The following is a 25264-nucleotide window of genomic DNA, read 5'->3' as shown; positions in this document are numbered from 1 at the left end:
TAACTTGCATAGAGAAAAAATCAAGCTAATCGAAAAAATGGATTATAAAAGCGACATCGGATATCGAAAAGAAACCCTAAAAAAGTTATTGTATAATATTCAGAAAAGCGAGGATCTTATCGTAAAAGCTTTGCATGATGACTTTCAAAAACCAGAGTTTGAGGCTGTTTTAACGGAAACCAACTACGTTATTTCGGATTTAAAAAATGTCATTAAAAATATCAGTAAATGGGCAAAACCTAAGCGTGTTTTTCCCTCGCTACTCAATTTTCCTTCCTCTGATTATCTGTACAAAGAACCTTATGGAAATGTTTTAATCATTGCGCCGTGGAATTATCCTTTCCAATTGGCACTTTGCCCCTTAATTGCTGCTGTTGCTGCAGGAAACAAAGTTGTTTTAAAACCTTCTGAACTCACACCGCATACTTCTGCCATTATTGCTAAAATTATAGAAAAGACTTTTCATGTTAATCATGTGGAAGTTTTTGAAGGTGGAGTCGAAGTTTCAAATAAACTATTAGCCCAACGTTGGGATTATATCTTTTTTACCGGAAGCGTAGCCGTTGGAAAAATCGTTGCTAAAGCCGCAGCCGAAAACCTCACTCCTGTCACATTAGAATTGGGAGGAAAAAATCCGTGCATCGTTGACGAAACTGCCGATTTAAAACTGGCAGCAAAACGTATTGTTTGGGGAAAATTCATTAATGCAGGCCAGACTTGCATAGCTCCCGATTATATTCTGGTTCAGAAAAACATGAAAGTCAATTTCATTAGCTATTTAATCGAGGAAATCCTTAAAGCTTACGGAAAAAAAATAGACAAATCGCCTGATTTTGCACGAATTATAAATACTAAAAACTGGTACCGTCTAACAAATATGATTCAGGGTGAACATATTTTATTTGGAGGAGAAAGTGATGCCAACAAGCTGTACATTGCTCCAACTCTACTTGAAGATCCAGATTTAGACAGTCCGGTTATGAAAGAAGAAATTTTTGGTCCAATCTTGCCAATTCTTACGTACGAAAATAAAAATGATATCGAAAATGTCGTCAGCCGTTATGAGAAACCTCTTTCATTTTACATTTTTAGTGAAAATAATTCATTCTCCAAAAAATTAATTTCCAGATACTCTTTTGGAGGCGGATGCATCAATGACACGGTTGTTCACTTTTCTAATAAAAGACTTCCTTTTGGCGGTGTTGGTCATAGCGGAATCGGGGCATACCACGGCAAGCTTAGCTTTGACACATTTTCTCATCATAAAGCAATCGTTAAAAAAGGAAACTGGCTCGATTTGCCAATGCGATATGCTCCTTACAAAGATAAATTAGCTTCCATAAAACGCATTCTGAACTGGCTTTAAATCACTTAGAACATCGTAGAATGTTTTTTAGATTTTTATACGGAATTGATTTAAAATGCTATATTTACGTCAAGATACTTATAAAACCTTACAAGTCTATAAAACAATTTTACGCTAAAAATGAAATCTACACTTGACCAAATTGAGGACATCAAAAGAAACGGCTATTCCCTTGATTTTGCTACAGTTTTTAATCACGCCTTCGAAAATTATAAAAAAATAGCAATTTATTCTGGGCTTATTATTTTGGTTTTTACCGTTATCGCGGTCATGGTTTATATGGGAATAATGATTACTTATTTCGGAGTAGAAAGTCTGAAAGAAGATTATCTAAAAGAACTTAACAATCAAAAATTTAGCGCAGTTGAACTTTTAATACAAACTATTGGTTTTTCTGCTTTAGCGGCATTAATAGCTCCTTTTAGCGCGGGATTCTTAAAAATGGCTGATTCAGCAGATAAAGATGTTGAATTTAATGTTTCTACAATGTTCACGTATTACAAAGGAAAACATTTTGCACAACTTTTTATAGCTGCTATAATACCTGCCATTATTGGAAACGCACTTTCTAACTTAGTTAGAAGTCTGGATATTCCGTACGAAAATGTAGTTGCATTTGCAATTCCATATATTGTCTCTTACTTCGTGTACTTTGCAGCACCTTTAATTATTTTTGGAAATCTAACTGGCTTAGATGCCTTAAAATCAAGTATTGCAGTTGTAACCAAAAATCCGCTTGCTATATTAGCATTTTTTTTAACAGGTTTTTTAGGTGCCCTTGTGGGACTTGTAGGATGCTGCGTTGGAGTTATTTTTACTGTAGTTTTTAACAGTTCAATGCAATATGCAACGTATTTTGCCATTTTTGGGATAGACGAAGAGGAAGAAGATTCAATTGATTCAATTGGAAAATATAATGTAGATTAAAATAGAAAATTCTAATTTATAAAGAGACTAACCACCTCTTTAAAGAATTTTCAAAGGCTGTTTAGTAAAACCAACTACCCCAAATTCTATGGCCACGGACTGTAGTTTTTTCAATTCGGTAATTTCGGGAATTTTCAGTATTGGAAATGCCCTAGAAGTTATTATGGCAAGTTGGCATCTTTTTAATTCAGATATTATTTTCTATAATAATCCTAAACTTATTGTTTTAGGATTATCTCTTTTTGCATTTCTTTCACTGCTTGTTTATCAGTTTTTTAGAATTAAAGCAAAAATTGGATATTTCATTGAAAAAAAGAAAGAACAGGATACTATTAGCAAAGAATATCAACTCTATATTTTATTCTTTGGAATTGCGGTAATTGTAATCGAAATTATCAATGAAATCTTTAAAATCAGACCCAAAAGCCTTTTAATCCTAAATGTTTCTATTGGTGTTGGAGTACTTATTCTTTATGCCATTACAGATAAAGTAAAATGGCTTCGCGATCGAATTCAGCAGCTTTTTATATTTTGTTTTTTCATTTACATGAGTTATGTAGGATCCAATATCATTTTGCTTCCTAAAGATGTTGTCCCGATTATTGTTTTTCTGATTTCTTTTTTCTTTTCATACAACATTCTAAAACCTATTAAAATTTATTGGTTTTTTGTTGGTTCCGTTTTTGTCTTTCTTATCCTTACAATTGCTTTTCAGCTCATCCCGACAAAATCATCTATTTTATTGATTAATTTCTGCATCCTGATTTTTATTATAAATCAGGTAAAATATGCCGTTTTATTAAACAATCGTGATAATTTTAGATTCGCCAATGAAATTGTTCACAAAGGAAATTCGTTAACTATTGCCTCTAATCAAAATGGTGAAATTTTATTTTGCAGCGAAACCATAACCTCCATTTTAGGCTATCATCCTGATGAAGTTATGGGATTAAAGTTTTCTGACTTAACAAAGGATTCAGAGTTCAACACAAAGTTGAATCCATTAAAAAACCAAGAAGACAAACTTTACATTCGTAAATTAAAATGTAAAAATGGAGAATTTAAATACATTCAATGGAAAGATAAAAAATTCTCCGAAGACTTAATTATCAGTATCGGTCAAGATGTTACAGAGCAAATTTTGGTTCAGGATCAATACAAAAATTTAATCCAGACCGCAACCGATATCATTTTTGAGTTTGATGCCAACGGTAATTTCACCTTCATAAATGAATTTGGTATTTCTATTTTAGGATACTCGGAAAATGAAATCATCAAGAAACATTATTCTAGTTTTATTCGGGAGAAATACGTAAAAAGTGCTGCCGATTTTTACTCTAATTTAGTTATAAATGAGGCTCATAATCCTGTAATAGAAATTCCAATTTTAATGAAAAACGGAATAGAGATGTGGATTTCTCAGAAAATTACAGTACGCAGAAATGAGTTTGGGCAATTTGCAGGTTTCTCAGGAATTGCAAGAGATATTACAGAAAAAAAGAACATTGAAAAAGAGAAAAAAAGACGTCTCAAAAAAATTGAAGCGTACAACAATTCAACCAAAAAACTATCTACCACCGATTTTAGTAAATACGACAAATTAAATACTGTCATTGATTTAATACTAAAAGAAGCCTCTACCATCAGCAATGCCGATCGTGTAAGTTTCTGGAAATACCATAAAGATTTAATTACTTGTAAAAATCTTTACAGCCATGATAATCAAAATCTGAACGATAAAAATATTCTAAACAAAGAATCTTATCCTATTTATTTTGAAACCTTAAGCAACAAAGCAATCATAAATGCTCCGGATGTTTTTAACAAATTAGAAACTTCCGAATTTCAAAAATTATACTTTACCAAAAACAACATTAAGTCCATGCTCGATGTTCCAATTTTCTTAACGGGACAATTGGCAGGGGTGGTTTGTTTTGAAAGTACCGTTCGAAAACGCGAATGGGACAATGAAGATATTAATTATGCGAGAACCATTTCAGATGTAATTTCTCTAGCAATCTCTTCTCAAATGCGTTTGGAAGCAGAGAGAAAATTAGAATTTAAAAGCCATCTTTTGTCGGCTCTTTCATCTTGTACAGAAAAATTTCTGTTGAGCAAAACTACCGAACAGATGTTTCAGGAAACCTATAATATTATAGGAAGAGCAGCAAAAGTAGATCATATGTATTATTACGAAAAAGATCCGATTTACAATACGGTCAGCCAAAAATACAAATGGTCTCGCGAAGGAGTGATTCACCAGATTACGCCCTTGCGTCATATGACGGAAGAAAATTTAAAAGAAATTTACGAAGCCGCTCAGCAAAAGAAAATCCTAAACACATTGACACGTGATCTCGATGAAGGCTTTTTTAAAACACTACTCATCAATAACGAGATCCAATCGATCTTAATATTACCTCTTTACATCAACGATATTTTTACAGGTTTTATTGGTTTCGATGATTGTTTTAAAGAAAAAAGATGGACCGAAGATGAAATCAATATTTTTCAAGTCCTGGCCAATAATATTTCTTCTGCATTAGAACGAAATCGTAACGAAAGTAAGATTATTGAAAGTGAAGAAAAGTTCAAATTAATCGCTAATAACATTCCGGGAACTGTTTACTTATCCAAATTTGATGCTTTTTCAACCAAGATTTTCTTAAATGATGAAGTCTTAAATTTGACAGGGTATTCAAAATCAGAATTTATAGAAAATAATTTATCGTTTCTTTCATTAATTCATCATGATGACAAAGAGGAAGTTATCAACAATCAAATTGATAATTTACAAAATGGAATGCCGTTGCACAATGTTTACCGTATTCGAAAAAAAACCGGCGAATATATCTGGATAGAAGAATTTGGAGATGTAATAAAAAGAGATGACGAAATTGAATTTGTAGGCGGAATCTATTTCGATATTACCAACAAAAAAGAAATTGAAGATGCTATAAAAGCCAAACAACTGGCAGAAGCAGCCAGCAAATCTAAATCTGATTTCTTGGCTAATATGTCGCACGAAATTAGGACTCCGCTCAACGGAATTATAGGATTTACTCATTTATTAATGAAAACCGAATTGGAAGAAATTCAGGAAAAATACATGACCACCATAAATCAATCGGCGCATTCGCTGCTTGAAATTGTGAATGATATTTTGGATTTCTCTAAAATTGAAGCAGGAAAACTAGAACTGTTTATTGATCTTTATGACATTAAAAAAGTTCTGGGACAAGTTTTCGATTTAATTATTTACGAATCCAATCAAAAAAACCTCACTCTCGAATTGAATATAGATCCCGATGTACCGAAATACATTTGGACCGACATTGTCCGTATCAAACAAATTTTGATTAATCTGCTTTCTAACGCAATAAAATTTACAACTGAAGGTTCTATTAAATTAAATGTTTCGGTTTTAGAAAAAAAGAAAAATAATTATTGTTTAATTCGCTTTTCTGTAATTGACACCGGAATTGGAATATTAGAAAAAAATCAAAAGAAAATTTTCAAAGCTTTTTCGCAAGAAGATAGTTCTACAACGAGAAAATTTGGAGGAACAGGATTAGGATTGACCATTTCAAATCAGTTACTCGCTTTAATGGAAAGCCGTTTACAACTTGAAAGCACAATTAACGAAGGAAGTACTTTCTTTTTTGATTTAAATCTAAAAACGAGTAACCAAAGCATTAATGACAAATATAATGCTGAACTTAAAAGTTTAAATATCGAATTGGAATCTGACAATACTGAACCAAATAGCAACAACATCACGTTTTTGATTGTAGAAGACAACAAAGTAAATATGTTGCTTCTAAAAACAATTATTAAAAACCTTTACAACAACGCTTTTATCTACGAATGTGAAAATGGTTACGAAGCCATTCAGAAATTCGAGCAAATCAATCCGACTATTATTTTTATGGACATTCAGATGCCAATTATGAATGGTTATGAAACTGCTAAAGCGATCAGAAACACCAAAAAAGGCCGTGATATTCCTATTATTGCAGTAACAGCAGGAACAGAAAAAGAGGAAAGAAACAAATGTATCTCTGCCGGAATGGACGATTACATCTCAAAACCTATTATGAAAGGAACTGTTGAAGAAGCATTAACAAAATGGCTGGCGTAAAATTATAGTATTCAGCAGTCATAGTTGAGAAACCCAAACTTTTCAAAACATTCCTCATTCGAATGTAAAATTTATCATAAAAAATATATAAATTCGTACATCCCTTTTGATAATAAGTTTAAAAACAATTCAATATGAAATGGCAAGGCAGAAGACAAAGTGATAATGTCGAAGACAGAAGAGGTATATCTGGTGGAAAAGCTGTAGTTGGTGGCGGAATAATCGGAATCATCATCCTTTTAGTAAATGTATTTGGAGGCGAAAATGCCCAAATGATCACTCCTGTTTTAGAGCAATTGCAAGGTGGACAACAGCAACAAACTGAAACTTCAGCTCCTTTAAGCAAAGAAGATGAAGAAATGGGGAATTTTGTAAAAGTTGTTTTGGCGGACAATGAAGACATATGGAGCAAAATTTTCTCCGAACACGGAATGACATATGAAAAACCAAAATTAGTACTTTTTAAAGGCTCTGTACAAACGGCTTGTGGTGGTGCATCATCTGCTTCAGGTCCTTTTTATTGTCCGGGAGACCGAAAAGTATATATGGATTTAGCTTTTTTTGAAGAACTAAAAACTAAATTTGGTGCAAAAGGAGGTGATTTTGCCATCGCATACGTTATTGCACATGAAATTGGTCATCACATTCAAACTCTATTAGGAACATCTGCCAAAATGCGTCAGGAACAACAAGGCAAAAGCGAAGCCGAAGCCAATAAACTATCTGTAGCACTAGAACTGCAAGCTGATTTTTATGCCGGAGTTTGGGCACACTACAATCAGGAAAATTTAGATACTGGAGATATTGAAGAAGCTTTAAGTGCCGCAAACGCAGTTGGAGATGATGCTATACAAAGTAAAATGCAAGGACATGTTGTTCCGGATTCTTTTACACACGGAACATCCGAACAAAGAATGTATTGGTTTAAAAAAGGTTTTAAAACTGGAGACATTAAACAAGGAACTACATTTGAAGAAATTAGATAATACATAAACCAAATATAATAACCGCCAGAAAAGCACGACCTAAACAGTTGTGCTTTTTTTAGTTTAAACCATATAAGTGATATAAATAATTTAAGTTTTGTTTGTGGAGACTTATACCTAAAATGAACTTACATTACTTATAGGGTTCAGAAAAATATAAGCACAAAAAAAGCCTTGAATTTCTTCAAGGCTTTCTATCTGGGTGGCTGACCGGGTTCGAACCGGCGACCCGCGGCACCACAAACCGCTACTCTAACCAGCTGAGCTACAACCACCATTTTTCTGCTTAGCGAGTGCAAATATATAACAAAGGTTGAGTTCTACAAAGAAAAAAATGAAAAAATTTCACAAAAATTAAATCAAATCTTCTAAGCTATTGACTGCCAAACACCTTTCAACTGTAAATCCTTCTGCAAAATCTTTCCCAACCAGTCTTCCTAAGTCCTGCGCACGATAATTTAAGCTCTCAAAAAAGTTTTTACTTGTAATTGGCGTTGCAGGTTCATTCGAATTCGGATCGTAAAATTGTGTTTTGTATGCCATAATCGCTTCTATCTTTTTTTCTTCAAATCCTGTAATGTCTACCACGAAATCTGGCTCAATGTTTTTCCATTGAATATAATGATACACTATTTTTGGTCGCCAAGCTTCTTGTTTCTCTCCGTCTATTGAAGTTTCGATTTTCATCAAACCCGAAAGAAAACAAGCATCAGAAACTAATTTGCTTCCTTTTCCGTGATCGATATGGCGATCGTCTATTGCATTGCACAAAACAATCTCAGGTTTGTATTTACGAATCATTTTTATGACTTCTAATTGATGCTTTTCATCATTAACGAAAAAGCCATCTCGCATTGCTAAATTCTCACGTACCAGAACCCCTAAAATCTTAGCCGCGTCTTTTGCTTCCTGATCTCTTGTTTCTGCTGTTCCTCGCGTTCCTAATTCACCACGCGTTAAGTCTACAATACCTACTTTTTTCCCAAGGGAAACTTCTTTTAAAATTGTTCCGGCACAACCTAATTCTACATCATCCGGATGTGCGCCAAAGGCTAATATGTCTAGTTTCATTTTTGTTTTTTGTTTGTTTTGTTTCAGGTTTCAGGTTTCAGGTTTTCTTCTCGATGTGTCAGGCTGAGCGAAGTTGAAGCCCTTTGTACCCTTCGACTTCGCTCAGGGTGACACTGCTAATGAAACAGAAACTTAAAACTTATTTATTTTTTCATTTCAGGTATACGTTTCAATTAGTAATTTGAAACTTGAAACCTGAAACTTTAAACTATTTTTTCAATACTCTTTTCATCGTCATCGATTTGTTGACGCTTTCTTCCCATTCTTTTTCGGGAATACTTTCTTTTGTAATACCACAACCCATGTATAAAATCGCTTTTTCTTCCTGAATCTGCATGCATCGTAAATTTACAAATAAATCAGAACTTGCATTCTCTCCTGCAAAAGTGCTATTTAATTCTCCTAAAAATCCGGTGTAGAAAGTTCTATCGTAATTTTCGTTTTCTAAAATAAAAGTTTTTGATTTCTTTTTAGGCAGTCCGCAAACGGCTGGCGTTGGATGCAGAGTATCTATTACTTCTTCTAAAGTAGAATTCTCTTTTAAAACTCCCGAAATATCAGTTTTAATATGCCAAATCGATCCTGCTTTTAAACTGTATGGTTCAGAAACTACAACAGAAGCCGTAAATTCTCGAAGCCTTTTTACGATAAAATCAGTTACAAATTGTTGTTCGTCTTTTTCTTTTTGCTGCCAAACGATTTCTGTTTCCTTATTATCTTTTTGCGTTCCCGCTAAAGCCATGGTTTCAAAAGCATTTTCATTTGCCTTTAGCAGTTTTTCTGGAGTTGCTCCCATCCAAAGTCCGATTTTAGGATGAAAGAAACAATAGCAGAAAGTGGCAGGATATAATTGAACCAAATGCTGAAAAGTTTCAATAAAATCGAATTCTGCCAAAGAAACTTCCTCACTTCTTGATAAAACCACTTTTTTGAATTCTTCATTTTTTATCGCTTGAATTCCCTGCGCTACTAAATATTCGTATTGAAATTTAGCTTCGGCATCAAAATTCAAATCATCAATTTCGATTGGTTCAAATGAAGTTGCTATTTTCTCTGAAGTGACAATTTCCGACTCATTTTCAGGAATTAAGATTAGTTGTTTTTCATCAAAAGAAGCAAAAACAAAACCTTTTTCGCTGTAATCAGAAACTTGATGCAACGTATTGTTTTTTTGTAAAATTCCAATATATCTATCTGTATTGGGTTTTGAATAAAGTACAAAGGGTAAATTTTGTTCTTTATGATTTTTAATTTTCAAGAAAAATGGACTCATAATTTATTCACTTTTCTTTCTATCCAAAACCATATTCGTCAGTTTACAAAGCGAAACCAAATTACCTTCTTCATCGGTAATTTTAATTTCCCAAAGATGAAGACTTCTTCCTTTATGAATAATTCTGGCCGTTCCGAAAACATAACCTTCACGAATACTTTTTAGATGATTTGCCGAAATTTCGATACCTCTTACCTCCTGCTCTTTCGGATTGATAAAAAAGAAAGAAGCCGCACTTCCAACACTTTCTGCCAAAGCTACAGAAGCACCGCCGTGCAATAATCCCATTGGTTGATGAACACTTGGATTTACAGGCATTTTTGCAGTTAAAAAATCTTCGCCAGCATCTATATATTCAATTTTCAGCGTTTCCATTAATGTGTTTTTAGAAAACTCATTGCATCGCGCCAAAATCTGCTCTTTTGTATGATTCATTAAAATAAACTTTAAAATCGTAAAATTAAAGAAAGATAAGACATAAATCTAAAATCCGATTCTAAAATTTAAAATTCCACTTCAAAGCTGTAGGTTTTTTGTTATTTTTACAAAAACAATCAGAATCAATCTTTGGCTTTTTTGGGCCACAGATTACACAGATTAACACAGATTAATTTTGTTTGCTACGAAATTTACCAATTTGCACTAATTTAATTCGGGGAATTAGTGAAATTCGTGGCGAGAAAAAATCATTTTAATTCTTATAATCAGTGGCAAAAAAACTATTTAAATGCGTCAATATTTTACTTTTTTCATTCTTGCAATAATTATAACTTTCAGTTCTTGCCGAACTGACTTTGATACTGTTGCCAGCTCTGGAGATTTGAAGTTCTCAAAAGACACCGTTTACTTGGACACTGTTTTCAAGAATATAGGCTCGAGTACTTATCAATTAAAAGTATACAATAGAAGTAAAAATGACATTTCGATTCCAGTTGTTCAATTTAAAAAAGGCTTAAGTTCTAAATACCGCATGACGGTTGACGGAATGACGGGCAACAATGGGAAAATTTTTCAAAATGTTACGCTTTTAGCAAAAGATAGTTTATACATTTTTATAGAAACCACTGCAGATATTACAGATGCAAATCCAACTGATTTTTTATACACCGATGAAATTCAGTTTGACAGTGGCGCCAATCTTCAGGAAGTCGCTTTGGTTACTTTAATTCAGGATGCTGTTTTTTTATATCCGAATCAAAATCCTGATGGCTCGAAAGAAAAAATCAAAATCGACAGAAAAGATGTTGACGGATTTTATTTGAATGAAAATGATCCTACAAACGGAAACGAGCTTCTTTTTACTAAACAGAAACCTTATGTAATTTATGGTTATGCAGGAGTTCCAGAAAACAAAACCGTAACTTTTGAAGCCGGAGCGAGAGTTCATTTTCATGCCAATTCAGGCTTATATGTTGCCCAAAATGCTTCTTTAAAAATCAATGGAACAGCTTCTACAACAGAAAAACTGGAAAACGAAGTTGTTTTTGAAGGCGATCGTTTAGAACCGCTTTATTCTGACATTCCTGGACAATGGAAATCTGTAATTTTTGAAAAAGGAAGCGCGAATCACGCTATTAATCATCTTACTTTAAAAAATGCAGTAATCGGTTTAGATTTCAGGAATCCATTAAATACAATCGAAATTAAAAATACTCAGATTTACAATTGTGTGGAGTATGGAATTTTAGCTCAAAATGCTCAAATTGTGGGAGAAAACATTGTCATTAATTATGCTTCAATTGCGGGCTTATCTTGTGTTTACGGAGGAAATTACAAGTTCACGCATTGTACTTTTTACAATAATTGGTCTAATCCTACACATTTTGCCGTCACTTTGAGCAATAGTTTGGCTGGAGCAACACCAGAAACGAATCCGTTAACCCAAGCTACTTTCAATAATTGCATTATTTATGGTTCAAATTTTAATGAATTCAATTTGAGCAAAAATACAGCTGCTGCTTTTGTTTACCAATTAAACAATTGCTTATTAAAATTCGGAAACACCTCTAATCCAGATTATCAATTTAAAACCGACACTGAACATTATAACAATATCATTTTGAATGAAAACCCGAAGTTTTATAACGTTGCTCAGAATAAATTCAATATTGATAAAACTTCTGCCGCTTTCGCGAAAGGGAATCAGTCATACATCATTCCGACAGATATTTTAGGAATTACGAGAACTTCTCCGCCAGATTTGGGCGCTTATCAGAGTAAAGATTTTCCTAAATAGTGGTTTTGCCGCGAAGGCACTAAGGCGCAAAGGTTTCTTTTTACGCAAAGTATATCTGTAGAGATGCACTGCAGTGCATCTTACGCAACGAATATACACAATACTTTAGACGCACTGCAGTGCGTCTCTACGGAATATTGGAACGAAAATCTAATTTGTCCATTTTCGAGTGATCTCTCCTTTATCGAAATGACAAATTGTACCTAAAAAACTGAGAAAAACAACATTTTTTATTCTAAAAACCTTATTTTTTGACAAATATTCCTTTTTGACAAATTGAACGTTTCATAAATTTTGCAAATCTATTTTTTCAAAAAACTAAAATTTGTGTAGTTTATATATCAACATTTTCCCCTTCTAAAACTTTAATATATCAACGTTTATCAAAAAAGAAATTTTACTAAATCTTTAAATTTCACGAAAGACCGAAACCTATTGATTTTGCGTCTTTTTGGTAGAAAAAATGCAAGAAAAAAGCAATTTCATTTTTTTTGAAAAGAGATGGTTTTCAAATTTGCGCTTACTATTTATTTACACTAAATTTGCACCTTCAAAACAACAAACTACACAAATGATCCATTTCTTTGAAAACCAAAGCAAAACTGTTTTTGCCGTACAAACGCAAAACGAAATTTCAGCTCAAGACATTTCAAAACTAAACTGGCTTTTCGCCGACGCGAGTAAAATCGAAAAATCAGCATTGCCTGGTTACTTCGTTGGTCCACGCGCTACTATGATCACTCCTTGGAGTACAAATGCTGTAGAAATTACTCAAAATATGGGTATTCCGGGCATTATCAGAATTGAAGAATTTCATCCAGCAACGGAAGATTTTACTGATTTTGATCCGATGCTTTCTCAAAAATTCAATGAATTAGATCAGGAAATATTCACTATCAACATTCAGCCAGAACCAATTTTGGAAATTGATGATATTGCGACTTACAACAAAGTTGAAGGTTTAGCTTTAAGCGAAGAAGAAGTTGATTACTTAAACAATCTTTCGACTAAACTAGGAAGAAAATTAACTGACTCTGAGATTTTTGCTTTCTCGCAAGCGAATTCAGAACACTGCCGTCACAAAATTTTCAACGGAACATTTGTTATCGATGGCGAAGAAAAAGAAACTTCTCTTTTCAAATTAATCAAAAAAACATCTCAGGAAAATCCTAACGATATTGTTTCTGCTTACAAAGACAACGTTGCTTTTGTAAAAGGACCAAAAGTGCAGCAGTTTGCTCCAAAATCGGCTGATAAACCTGATTTTTACGAAATAAAAGAATTTGATTCGGTTTTATCTTTAAAAGCCGAAACACACAATTTCCCAACAACTGTTGAGCCTTTCAACGGTGCTGCAACTGGGTCTGGAGGAGAAATCCGTGACCGTTTAGCAGGTGGACAAGGTTCATTGCCATTGGCTGGAACTGCTGTTTACATGACTTCATATTCTCGTTTGAACAACGACAGAAAATGGGAAAATGCAGTAGAAGAAAGAAAATGGTTGTACCAAACGCCAATGGATATCTTGATCAAAGCTTCAAACGGAGCTTCTGATTTCGGAAATAAATTTGGACAGCCGCTTATTACAGGTTCTGTTTTAACTTTCGAACACGAAGAAGAAAACAGAAAAATTGGTTACGATAAAGTAATCATGCAAGCGGGTGGAATTGGTTACGGAAAATTAAATCAAGCTATCAAAAACAAACCACAAGAAGGTGATAAAATCGTAATTCTTGGTGGAGAAAATTATAGAATCGGAATGGGTGGTGCTGCGGTTTCTTCTGCAGATACAGGAGCTTTTGGTTCAGGAATTGAGTTGAATGCCATTCAGCGTTCAAATCCAGAAATGCAAAAACGTGCTGCAAACGCAATTCGTGGTTTAGTAGAAAGCGACAATAACCCAATTGTTTCAATTCACGATCACGGTGCGGGCGGACACTTAAACTGTCTTTCTGAATTGGTTGAAGAAACTGGAGGTTTGATCGATTTAGATAAATTGCCTGTTGGTGACCCTACTCTTTCTGCAAAAGAAATTATCGGTAACGAATCTCAAGAAAGAATGGGATTGGTTATTGGTCAAAAAGACATCGATACATTACAAAGAATTGCCGACAGAGAGCGTTCTCCAATGTACGAAGTTGGAGATGTAACTGGTGATCACCGTTTTACTTTTGAATCAAAATCTAACGGTTCTAAACCAATGGATTATGCTTTGGAAGATTTCTTTGGAAGTTCTCCAAAAACAATTATGACAGATAAAAAAGTAGACAGAAAATATGCTGACGTTGCTTACAACGCAGGAGATTTTGAAAGCTACTTAAAAGACGTATTACGTTTAGAAGCTGTTGCTTCAAAAGACTGGTTGACCAACAAAGTTGACCGTTGCGTTGGAGGAAGAGTGGCGAAACAGCAAAATGCAGGTCCGTTACAATTACCATTGAACAATGTGGGTGTAATGGCTTTGGATTATTTAGGAAAAGAAGGAATCGCAACTTCTATCGGGCATGCTCCTATCGCTGCTTTGATTGATCCTGTTGCGGGTTCTAGAAATGCAATTGCAGAATCTTTATCAAACATCATCTGGGCGCCAATTAAAGATCAATTAAAAGGAGTTTCATTATCTGCAAACTGGATGTGGGCTTGTAAAAACGAAGGTGAAGATGCTCGTTTATACGCTGCTGTTGAAGGATGTTCAGAATTTGCAATTGAATTGGGAATCAACATTCCAACAGGAAAAGATTCACTTTCAATGAAACAAAAATATCCAAATGATGAAGTAATTGCGCCAGGAACGGTTATTATTTCTGCTGCTGGAAACTGTACAGATATCAGAAAAGTAGTTGAGCCTGTTTTACAGAAAAACGGAGAATCAATTTATTATATCAATTTGTCTCAAGATGATTTCAAATTAGGAGGTTCTTCTTTTGCACAAATCAGAAATACAATCGGAAACGAAACTTCTACTATTAAAGATTCGGCTTTCTTTAAAAATGCATTTAATACCGTTCAGGAATTAATCGGCGAAAGCCAAATCTTAGCGGGTCACGATATCGGAAGTGGTGGTTTGATCACGACTTTATTAGAAATGTGTTTTGCTGATGTAAATCTTGGAGCTAAAATTGATTTCAGCGCTTTCGCGGAAAAAGACTTATTGAAAATCCTTTTCGCAGAAAATATCGGAATCGTATTCCAAGCAAAATCAGATGCAGCAGTTGAAGCTAAATTAAAAGGAAACAACATCGAATTCTTTAAATTAGGTTCAGTTCAAGAATCTGCAAGTTTGGAATTTGGAACTTATAAATTGGATATTCCAACCTACAGAGATGTTTGGTTTGAAACTTCTTATTTATTAGATCAAAAACAATCTAAAAACGGAACTGCAAAAGCACGTTTCGAAAACTATAAAAATCAGGTTTTAAATTATACTTTCCCTGCACATTTTACAGGAAAGAAACCAGAAATCGACAATTCTAAACCAAGACCAAAAGCAGCTATTATTCGTGAAAAAGGAAGTAATTCTGAGCGTGAAATGGCAAACGCTATGTACTTGGCTGGATTTGACGTAAAAGACGTTCACATGACGGATTTAATTTCTGGACGTGAAACTTTAGAAGATATTCAGTTCATTGGAGCTGTTGGTGGATTTTCTAACTCTGACGTTTTAGGTTCTGCTAAAGGTTGGGCTGGAGCTTTCTTATACAACGAAAAAGCAAAAACAGCTTTAGATAATTTCTTCAAAAGAGAAGATACTTTATCTGTTGGAATCTGTAACGGATGTCAATTGTTTATGGAATTAGAAGTAATTAATCCAGAGCACGAAGTTCACGGAAAAATGCACCATAACGAAAGCCAGAAACACGAAAGTATCTTTACTTCTGTAACAGTTCAGGAAAACAATTCTGTGATGTTATCTACTTTGGCAGGAAGCACTTTAGGAGTTTGGGTTTCTCACGGAGAAGGTAAATTCAAATTGCCTTACGCAGAAGACCAATACAACATTGTTTCTAAATATGCTTACGAAGGATATCCAGCAAACCCTAACGGTTCTGATTACAACACTGCAATGATGTGTGACAAAACTGGAAGACACTTGGTTATGATGCCTCACATTGAGCGTTCGACTTTCCAATGGAACTGGGCTCATTATGCAAAAGACAGAAACGACGAGGTTACGCCTTGGCACGAAGCTTTTGTCAATGCAAGAAAATGGATTGAGAAAAACTAATATTATTTATCACCATTAAGATATTAAGTTAATTAAGTCTTTGTCTCTTAATGTGATTTTTATACCATAATTACTTTAGAAAATTAAGTTTAAACTCTTAATCGACTTAATATCTAAAAGGTTAAACACTTTAATAAACGCCCGAATTATCGGGCGTTTTTATTTGTCACCAATCACACAAATCAGTTCGCAAAAATTTGCACAATTGGTGACAGGAAATATCCCGATCCTATCCCCACATTCTCGAGACATTCTTTATTTTCAGTTTCTAAAAGAAGTGGCAATTCCGGTTACAATATTTGCAGTACCAAAAGCAAACAATCCGGAAGCAATTGCAGCCTGACCCGCAAAAAATGGACTGTTTCGAATAGCAATGCTAAAAATTGTCCCACCAGCTAAACCCGCAATTAATCCGAGTCCAATTGTAGCGATAATCCACCACGGTTCAGGTTCTGGAATTGGTGGATTTTTGAAGAATTTTTTCCACCAGCCAGGATATTTCGTACCACACCAGCCCATCGCTAAGAAAAAAGCAGTTTCCATATTTTTTCAATTTAAAAACGCCTACTCATGTGCTTTTCGGCTTCCGCATTATGACGAGATAAAAATAGAAATCATGTTTTTTAAACTAGTAATGAAATTTCCTGTTTTTAAAGGGGAAAAACACCTTTTTTATTCGCAACATTTTATTTTCTTAATTGACTTAATCTGCCCTAAGTTTAATTTAATAGTATCTTAAGGCGCTTTATTGTTCCTTTCTTCATTGGATAAATAACTTTGCTTTATGAAAAAATGGAAACAAAATTTAGTCACCGCAATTATCTTATTTGCTATTTGCCAATATACTTTTAGTCAAAAGAACAATTCTATAAACGGAACAATTTCCGACGGAAAAACACCACTTGAATTTGTTGACGTGGTTTTAAAACCTATAAATGATACCACTAAAACAGCAGCTTATACCGTTACAGATTCGGCTGGAAAATTCATTTTGGAAAATATAGCTCCATCTGAATATATTTTAAAATTCAGGTTGATTGGTTTTAAAACTTATAATCAAAAAATAAATTTTACGGGCTCTCCTATTTCACTTCAAACAATTGTTTTACAAGAAGATGCAAATCTTTTAAATACTGTCGTAGTAAAATCGGAGAAAAAGCAAATTCAGAAAACTGCTGAAGGTTTTGTTTTTAATGCAGTTTCTAATATTTCTCAATCTGGCGGAACAGCGATTGATATGCTTAAAAATATCCCAACAGTTTCTGTTGATGCTGACGATGCCATTTCGCTAAGAGGAAAAACGCCTTTAATTTTAATTAATGGTAAAAATTCCGCCATTACCGATATGAATCAGATTCCGGCGAGTAGTATTGAAAGCATTGAAATCATTACGAGTCCGACCGCAAAATATGATGCAAATGCAGAAAGTGGCATCATAAATATTAAACTCAAAAAGAATAATCAGAACGGAATAAATGGTGCGGCAGTTCTTGGAGCTGGTTTTGGAGCAAAAGGCAGATTAAGCAGCTCGGCTCTTTTAAATTATAAAAATGACAAATGGAATATTGGTCTTGCTTATGACAATCGTTTTGCAGGAAGAACCAAAAGCATAAAAGGCGATCGTACGAATTATTTTATTGACGACGAACATTTTATTGATCAGAATCGAAGCGATCAGAGAACCGAAGCATTACAGAATCTAAAATTCAATCTTGATTTTTCTCCCAATGAAAGAAATACATTTTCTTTTGAGGCACTTGGAAATCTTGAAAACAAAGACAATGAAGAAACTTTAAAAACCAATATTTTCAATAATTCAAATCTGTTTTTCTCTGGAAATCAACGTTTTTCTTCAGAAATACAAAAAGCTAAAGCAGCCGAAATGGCTTTCAATTATGATCGAAAATTCTCTGATGATCGAAAAAGTTTAAACGCCAGTATTACTACTTCTTATAATTTCGGCAGAGAAAATACCGATATTGATACTAATAATTATGATGAAAACGAGGTAGTAATTGGAGATCCGTTTTTACAGCGAACGCACAATTATTCGAAGGAAAACATTTCGAATGCCATTCTTAATTATGCATTTCCAATTTCAGAAAAATCAGTTATTGAAACAGGATATAAAGGAACTTTCCGATTTTTCAATTCTGATTTTCAAAGCGCCGACAAGATTAACGGCGATTATGTAGTCAACCCGTTAACGAGCAATATTTTTGACTTTAATGAACAAATAAATGCTTTTTACGCACTTTTAAATTCGTATTCAGGTTCAAAAGACAATGAAAAATGGAAATACAATTTGGGACTTCGTGCAGAACAAGTTTCAAATAATGGAAAAACGGAAAATGGAAGTGATAATTTTTCAAATCATTATATAAAACTTTTCCCTTCCGCGTCAATACAATTGAATCTACAAGCTGATGAATCTGTAAAATTCGGTTACAGCAAACGTATCAATCGTCCCGATTTAGATGATTTGAATCCGTTTGTGGATATTACAGACGCTTTGAATCCGCATGGTGGAAATCCTTATTTGAAACCTGAAATTATTCATATTGTAGAATTGAGTTATAATAAAGAATGGGAGAAATCTTCACTTTCGGGAAATGCTTTCTATAGAAATGCCAATAATACCATCAGGCAATATTCAATTCTTCAGGATAATGGAGCTGTTTTATTACAGCCTCAAAATATTGGAAATATGGTTACTTACGGATTGGAAACGCTTTTCACTTTTAAGCCATTTTCATTTTATGATGCCAATATTAGCTTGACTGCTTTTCAACAAAATATCAAAGCAGATAATTTGTCACAAACAGAAGATGTTGTAAACAGTGCTTTTAGCTGGTACGGAAAAATGATCAATAATTTTAATCCGTGGAAAGGTGGAAAACTTCAAGTTATTGGAAATTATAATTCTTCTGTTGCCACTCCGCAAGGAAAAAGAATTCCGATTTATAACGTAGATTTAGGCTTTCAGCAGAAACTAGGAAGCGGCAATGCCCGTCTCGGAATTGTTGTTACCGATATGTTTAACACCTTAGAAAGTGGTTACAAAAACAACACTTTTTTATTTAGAAGCAACAGAACTTCAAAATCTGACACGCGCGCTTTGATGGTTACTTTTGCTTACACCTTTAAATCTGATTTTAAAGAAAAATTACTCGAAAATCAGTTTTCAACAGAGTAAAAAACTTACCAAAAAAGAGTAAAAAATAAAAATTTCATTCTTGTATTTTTAAGGTTCAATTCTATTGAAAATTTAATTTATATTCGCCGAACCAAAAATCGGAGATTAGATTTTTCAGTCCCAAAAACATTAAACCTACATAGAATGAAATTTTTAAAATTACTTTTTTTAAGCAGTTTATTTTTAACTGCTTCCCATTCCCATTCCCAAATTAAAGTCGATCAAATTACTTATAAAATTCACGATCATTATATTACCACAACAATTGGATATCCTGTAATTGGCACTTTTACATCTGAAGGTAAAAAAGAACCAATTGTACAACTAAATGCAGACGGAAGCGGAGTTTTTCAATTTGAAGATCTGACAAAGAAAAATATTGTCTGGGGTATCGAATGTTCTGAAGAAGGTATTCCTACTTTTAAAGAAGGTTTCAATAGTGCCTCTTACACTTTTTGGTACAGAGATAAAAATGAAGACGAATGGAATTATACTCAGTTTTCTATTCACTTCAATAAAAAGAAAATGTTTATTATGGGAGAACGTATGAAAGAGTACGAAGATTATAATGACATGAAAAAAACCTTACAGTAAATAAATTTTTCTCGATTTTTTGTAAAATTTGCTATTAAAAAGAAAACGTTTTCGTTGAATTTTAATAGTACCCATAAAATTTGCCATTTAATTTTATAAAATTAAAAATCATTCCCAAATTTTATTTAATTTGCAGTAAAATTCAATATATTAGACATGGTTCCAATCACACGCCTTTTTGATTTTCCCTACTATCAACAAGAAACTTACAACCTTCCAGTCGCTCTAGCAACCAAAAAAAATGGAGCCTGGGAAAAAACATCTAGCCAGGAATATATTGCAAAAGCAAATGCTGTTTCGAGAGCATTATTGCGCATGGGCGTACAGAAAGATGATAAAATTGCATTAATAACTTCAAACAATAGAACGGAGTGGAATATCATGGATATTGGTATTTTGCAGACAGGTGCGCAAAACGTACCGATTTATCCAACGATTGCAGAAGAAGATTACGAATATATTTTAAACCACAGCGGTAGTATTTACTGTTTTGTTTCTGATGAAGAAGTTTTACAAAAAGTAAATGCTATTAAAGCCAATGTACCAACTTTAAAAGAGGTTTATTCTTTTAATGAAATTCCAGGCTGCAAACATTGGTCAGAACTTTTGACTTTGGGTGCAGACGAAAGCAATCAAAGTGAAGTTGAAGCTAGAAAAGACAGCATTCAAACAGACGATTTAGCAACCATCATTTATACTTCTGGAACTACTGGAAAACCTAAAGGAGTAATGCTTTCGCATAAAAATATTGTATCAAATGTTCTAGACAGTGCACCGAGAATTCCGTTTGATCCAGGAAAAAGTACGGCTTTAAGTTTCTTGCCAATCTGCCATATTTTTGAAAGAATGATTTTGTACATCTATCAATATTATGGTGTTTCCGTTTATTTTGGTGAATCTATTGAAAAAATCAGTGATAACTTAAAAGAAGTTAAACCAACTGTAATTACGGCTGTACCAAGACTTCTAGAAAAAGTTTACGATAAGATATATGCAAAAGGTGCAGAATTAACCGGAATTAAGAAAAAACTGTTTTTCTGGGCTATTGATTTAGGTTTAAAATACGAACCTTACGGAGCAAACGGATTCTGGTATGAATTCCAATTAAAAATTGCCCGCAAATTGATTTTCAGTAAATGGAAAGAAGGTTTGGGCGGAAATTTAGATTTAATGGTTTCTGGAAGCGCCGCTTTACAACCACGATTAACAAGAGTTTTTGCTGCTGCGGAAATTCCGGTTATGGAAGGTTATGGTTTATCTGAAACATCTCCAGTAATTGCAGTTAACGATCAAAGAAACAAAGGTTTCAAGATTGGAACTGTAGGAAAACCAATTCGTAACCTTGAAGTTAAAATTGCTCAAGATGGGGAAATTCTATTGAAAGGACCAAATGTGATGTTGGGTTATTACAAAGATCCAGAAAAAACTGCTGAAGCTATTATTGACGGATATTTCCACACGGGAGATATCGGAGAAATTGACAGCGAAGGTTTCTTAAAAATTACCGATCGTAAAAAAGAAATGTTCAAAACTTCGGGAGGAAAATATATCGCTCCACAAATGATTGAAAATGCGATGAAACAATCTCGTTTTATCGAGCAGATCATGGTTATTGGCGAAGGCGAAAAAATGCCAGCTGCTTTTATTCAGCCGAATTTTGATTTTGTGAAAGAATGGGCAAAAATCCATAAAATTACTTTGGGAGATTCTACAGCTGAAATTGCTTCAAATCCGGATGTTATTAAACGCATCGATGAAGAAGTAGAAAGCATCAACAAAAAATTCGGACACTGGGAACAAGTAAAACGCTTTGAATTAACTCCAGATGTTTGGTCTATTGATGGCGGACAGCTTACTCCAACATTGAAATTGAAACGTAAAATCATTAAAGAAATCTATAAAGATCTTTACGCTAAAATCTACGGGAACAATTAATAAATCAAAATAATATAACCAAAAAGAAAGGCTGTCTTTTACGAGACAGCCTTTTTTAGTTTTGCAGACACCAGTGCAAAATCTTAGCGATGTTTTTGGCATCGTCAATTCCGCGATGATGTGTTCCTTCTAATGGAATATTCAACATATGTAATGCACCATTCATTCCGGTCGGTTTTACTAAACCAAATTTTTCGGCGAAATATTCTTTTACGTTAATATGCTCCTCTCCCATCGGATAAGAAATGCCAAACGATTTACATTGTTTTTTAATCATATTCAAATCGTACTGACCGTAACTCGCCCAAGTGTATAAATCTGGATGATACTCATCAATCAGTTGATTAATGGCTTCTTCAAAACTAACTCCGTTTTCATCAAGTAAATCTTGAGTAATTGTTGTCAGTTCAGTACAAAACAAACTTACGCTAGAGCGTTGCGGTTTGACCAAAATTCCTTTGTTTTTCGAAATTGAACCAGTTTCTGTATCTAAGACAGCCAAACCGATTTCAATAATTTCATTTTGCTGACCTTGCGGGACAGCGCCTTGCCAACATGTGGCTTCTAAATCGATAATAATAATTTTATCTGTAGTTTTCATTTTTTCTAATTTTTAAATACTTGTGTTAATCTTTTAACCACAAGGGTCGCAAAGATTTTCGCAAAGGAACGCTGAGATTAATTTCACACAGATTCAGCAGATTTGAGCAGATTTTTGAGTAATCCTTTATCTGTAATCTATGGCTAAAAACTTTGTGTCTTAGCGTCTTTGTGGCAAAATGTCTAGAAGAACATGCTTTTGATTTCTCTAAAGAAACTTCTTTTCTTAGGCTTTTTTTTAGGCTTTTCAGTTTTAGACATTTCATAAAACTTTTTGAAAGGACGTGGCTCAAAATCAACAAAAATAGCTGCCATATTTATAGCATCAATATTAGCTGGATCTGTTTCTCCTTTAAAGAATGTTTCGATAGGTCGGAATTTATCCTTCTTTTCCTTAAACTTATTCTTTTTAGTATGATCGAAATCTAAACCTAATAGATTTTTAAAAACGTTCAAGTCATCCTGAGTTGGATTATTTTCGAAAATCAACCAGCACAAATCACGTAGTTTTCCACGAGAAGGCTTGTACAAATAATCGAAGTATTTTCCTTTTTTTTCTATCTCATATTTAGCTTGAATCGCTTTTTTATATTGTTTTAGTGTATTGTTGTTCATGGTATTTATTTTTTGCAATTCTTGGGAACCTCAGAAAAAGTAGATCTCAGGAAACCCAATAGCCGCGAAGTTTTAAACACCACTACTTTGCTGGAGAAATCTCTCCGGAGCTATCTATAAATTCCCTTAATCTTACCTTTATCATTCCATTGGTTAATGAGTTTCAGATTCATTTCCTTCGACGAGGCGAACGGAAACTCACTTAACTCAACTATATCTGTTTGACCATAATCTTGGTCCGACGCAAATATTCTTTCTTGATTCATCCTTAAATTTTTATTGTTAAACTAAAACGATCAACATTAACTGTTAACCGTTTCTTTTTTATTTTACGAAGATTTCTTTTAATTGACCGATTACGTTTCCACCGCCAGAAATGGTGATTTCACCAATTTTATCTGCGATTTTCTCCACGTATTCCATCTCTTTCAACTTCCACAACATTTCGTTTTCTTCCATCAACTTTGCAGTGTTAAGCAAACTTCTTGTTGCAGCAGTTTCTTCTCTTCTCATAATACTGTTGGCTTGTGCTTTTTTCTCGGCAACCAAAACCTGATTCATGATTTCTTTCATATCTCCTGGAAGAATTACATCTCTTATTCCAGCATCAGAAATTGTTAAACCTAAATCTTTGATTTTAGTTTTTGCTTCTTCTAAAATAGCCTCAGCAATAGCCTCTTTCTTAGACAATAATTCGTCCAAAGTCAATCCGCCAACAAAAGCTCTCAGAGCCAATTGCATTGCGACGTACAATTGTTTTTCAAAATCTTTGTTATCAACCAAAGCTTTCATAATATCAACCACTTGGTATCTCACAAAAAAGTTGATTCTTAATCCCGCTTTATCTTTAGTCAACAACTCTTGTCCAGAAATCTCCAATTGTTGTTGTCTCATATCGATTGTTTTTACTTCGATTGTAATCGCGTTATTCCAGAAATAATGTGTTCCAGATTTCAATTCTTTCACGAAAGTGCCATTTACAAATAACAATGCTTTATCATTACTTGCCACAATGAATTTTCTTGTAAAGAATCTCATCTTCGCGTTTTCTAATAAGTTAACTGGAATGTTTTCTGTGATTTCAATCTTAGACAAATCTGCTTTAATGAATTCGTTTTTTACAACTCCTTTCCAAAAAGCATACTTTCCTGGCGTTAAAATCTCTTTGAAATTTCCTTTCACGAATTGCAATACAATTTCGTTATCGGCAACTTCAACAACTTCCAAAAGAGAAGATAATACTTCATTTTGCAATAAAATATCCAACTCAAAAGGAGCCTGAAAAGATCCGTTAAGATCGAAAATCATCACATTTTTATCTCCAAAAATCCAGTGTAATCCTTCTTCAATTACTTTAACTAATTTTCTATTTTCGAACACCAAGCCTACTTGGTATGTTTCGATTTTAATTCTTTTTATCATAATATTTTTGTTTCAAGTTTAAAGTTTCAAGTTTTGAAATCCGTAAACCTTTGTTATTTTTATTCTATTTTCTATTTTCTTTCTTCTATAAATCTTCTAAATAAAAAACCTCATTGTCTTTCTCCTCCAAGAAAAACGGACAAATAGTTTGTTATTGGTTTGTCTGAATTGTTTCTGATTCTATTTTATTGAGAGAATCCCCAAATTCTCTTAACAATCAAATCAAAAAGAAAACAAACTTTTCAAAATACAATTCTATTTGCACTGGCTTTATCAGAGTGTGAAATTTTGAATTCTAGAATTCTAACTTCACTGACAAAGACAAATCAGTTTTTTTCTAATGGTCATCTTTTTAAGAGTGATGGTCTCTGGAAATACAGATTTTCAGTCTGTTGACTTACCAATTCGTCCAATCAACCATAAGTTGATGCAGGATTCGAACCTGCAAATTTCTATTGCTCTAACCTGACTGAGCTATCGCATTACTGCGAATGGGAATCGAACCCATGACACATAGAGTGCGGATAATTTTTTGGAAAACCATCAAAACCTCCAAACCAAGCTGGATAGAAAAACATCATACGCTTTCGCGAAAAGTCTCCTACAATGGTGCTATGTAGAAACACCCAACAAGGCTTGTTTGATATTGTAAATCAAAGTTTCCTTTGATGTCATTT

The 25264-nt window shown here is 33.7% G+C and carries 16 protein-coding genes and 1 tRNA gene; 9 read left to right on the top strand and 8 right to left on the bottom strand.

What is annotated here, in order from left to right; translation table 11 throughout:
- Positions 1-37: 37 nt before the first annotated feature.
- The 4 genes from K6T82_RS01745 to ypfJ all read left to right on the top strand — a co-directional run bounded on the left by K6T82_RS01745 (position 38) and on the right by ypfJ (position 7420).
- Entirely contained in the window at positions 38-1366 is a 1329-nt protein-coding gene (locus K6T82_RS01745) for an aldehyde dehydrogenase (RefSeq protein ID WP_223704291.1), read from the top strand.
- Between the two features lie 120 nt (positions 1367-1486).
- Positions 1487-2293: a hypothetical protein gene (locus K6T82_RS01740; protein WP_223704290.1), complete on the top strand. Its 807-nt coding sequence runs from the start codon at positions 1487-1489 to the stop codon at positions 2291-2293.
- Between the two features lie 88 nt (positions 2294-2381).
- Complete coding sequence (locus K6T82_RS01735; protein ID WP_223704289.1) at positions 2382-6434, top strand: PAS domain S-box protein; 4053 nt, start codon at positions 2382-2384, stop codon at positions 6432-6434.
- A gap of 134 nt (positions 6435-6568) precedes the next feature.
- Complete coding sequence (gene ypfJ, locus K6T82_RS01730) at positions 6569-7420, top strand: KPN_02809 family neutral zinc metallopeptidase (protein WP_223704288.1); 852 nt, start codon at positions 6569-6571, stop codon at positions 7418-7420.
- A 201-nt stretch (positions 7421-7621) separates the two neighbouring features.
- On the opposite strand, the gene K6T82_RS01725 is transcribed toward ypfJ, so the two are convergent.
- The 4 genes from K6T82_RS01725 to K6T82_RS01710 all read right to left on the bottom strand — a co-directional run bounded on the left by K6T82_RS01725 (position 7622) and on the right by K6T82_RS01710 (position 10199).
- Positions 7622-7695, bottom strand: a tRNA-His gene (locus tag K6T82_RS01725).
- Between the two features lie 79 nt (positions 7696-7774).
- Positions 7775-8491 (bottom strand): bacillithiol biosynthesis deacetylase BshB1, encoded by a 717-nt coding sequence (gene bshB1 / locus K6T82_RS01720; RefSeq protein ID WP_223704287.1) that lies wholly within the window; start codon positions 8489-8491, stop codon positions 7775-7777.
- Positions 8492-8699: 208 nt separating this feature from the next.
- Positions 8700-9764, bottom strand: coding sequence for an isochorismate synthase (locus K6T82_RS01715; protein ID WP_223704286.1), 1065 nt, complete (start codon positions 9762-9764; stop codon positions 8700-8702).
- A 3-nt stretch (positions 9765-9767) separates the two neighbouring features.
- The gene (locus K6T82_RS01710; RefSeq protein ID WP_026730337.1) at positions 9768-10199 is read right to left on the bottom strand and encodes a PaaI family thioesterase; all 432 of its coding nucleotides are present in this window, start codon (positions 10197-10199) and stop codon (positions 9768-9770) included.
- Between the two features lie 292 nt (positions 10200-10491).
- On the opposite strand from K6T82_RS01710, the gene K6T82_RS01705 reads away from it, so the two are divergent.
- Positions 10492-12000 (top strand): hypothetical protein, encoded by a 1509-nt coding sequence (locus K6T82_RS01705; protein WP_223704285.1) that lies wholly within the window; start codon positions 10492-10494, stop codon positions 11998-12000.
- A gap of 571 nt (positions 12001-12571) precedes the next feature.
- Positions 12572-16225 carry a phosphoribosylformylglycinamidine synthase gene (purL, locus tag K6T82_RS01700; RefSeq protein WP_420828324.1) on the top strand — a complete coding sequence of 1218 codons (3654 nt, stop codon included), beginning with the start codon at positions 12572-12574 and terminating at the stop codon, positions 16223-16225.
- Positions 16226-16486: 261 nt separating this feature from the next.
- Here purL and K6T82_RS01695 read toward each other — a convergent pair whose 3' ends face one another.
- Positions 16487-16768, bottom strand: a complete 282-nt coding sequence (locus K6T82_RS01695; RefSeq protein ID WP_223704283.1) for a hypothetical protein — start codon at positions 16766-16768, stop codon at positions 16487-16489.
- A 241-nt stretch (positions 16769-17009) separates the two neighbouring features.
- On the opposite strand from K6T82_RS01695, the gene K6T82_RS01690 reads away from it, so the two are divergent.
- The 3 genes from K6T82_RS01690 to K6T82_RS01680 all read left to right on the top strand — a co-directional run bounded on the left by K6T82_RS01690 (position 17010) and on the right by K6T82_RS01680 (position 21950).
- Complete coding sequence (locus K6T82_RS01690; RefSeq protein WP_223704282.1) at positions 17010-19421, top strand: TonB-dependent receptor; 2412 nt, start codon at positions 17010-17012, stop codon at positions 19419-19421.
- Positions 19422-19565: 144 nt separating this feature from the next.
- On the top strand, positions 19566-20015 hold the full coding sequence (locus K6T82_RS01685; protein ID WP_223704281.1) for a hypothetical protein: 450 nt from the start codon (positions 19566-19568) through the stop codon (positions 20013-20015).
- Positions 20016-20171: 156 nt separating this feature from the next.
- Positions 20172-21950 (top strand): AMP-dependent synthetase/ligase, encoded by a 1779-nt coding sequence (locus tag K6T82_RS01680; protein ID WP_223704280.1) that lies wholly within the window; start codon positions 20172-20174, stop codon positions 21948-21950.
- Between the two features lie 55 nt (positions 21951-22005).
- Here K6T82_RS01680 and K6T82_RS01675 read toward each other — a convergent pair whose 3' ends face one another.
- The 3 genes from K6T82_RS01675 to K6T82_RS01665 form a co-directional block, all read right to left on the bottom strand.
- Positions 22006-22551: a 3'-5' exonuclease gene (locus K6T82_RS01675; RefSeq protein ID WP_223704279.1), complete on the bottom strand. Its 546-nt coding sequence runs from the start codon at positions 22549-22551 to the stop codon at positions 22006-22008.
- Positions 22552-22733: 182 nt separating this feature from the next.
- Positions 22734-23165, bottom strand: coding sequence for a hypothetical protein (locus K6T82_RS01670; RefSeq protein ID WP_223704278.1), 432 nt, complete (start codon positions 23163-23165; stop codon positions 22734-22736).
- A gap of 324 nt (positions 23166-23489) precedes the next feature.
- Complete coding sequence (locus tag K6T82_RS01665; protein WP_223704277.1) at positions 23490-24587, bottom strand: slipin family protein; 1098 nt, start codon at positions 24585-24587, stop codon at positions 23490-23492.
- Between the last annotated feature and the right edge of the window lie 677 nt (positions 24588-25264).

Origin of the sequence: Flavobacterium potami (assembly GCF_020026915.1) — a bacterium.
Classification (GTDB): Bacteria; Bacteroidota; Bacteroidia; order Flavobacteriales; family Flavobacteriaceae; genus Flavobacterium; species Flavobacterium potami.
Note: the sequence above shows the minus strand (reverse complement) of the source record. Positions and strands in the feature narration are given on the sequence as shown.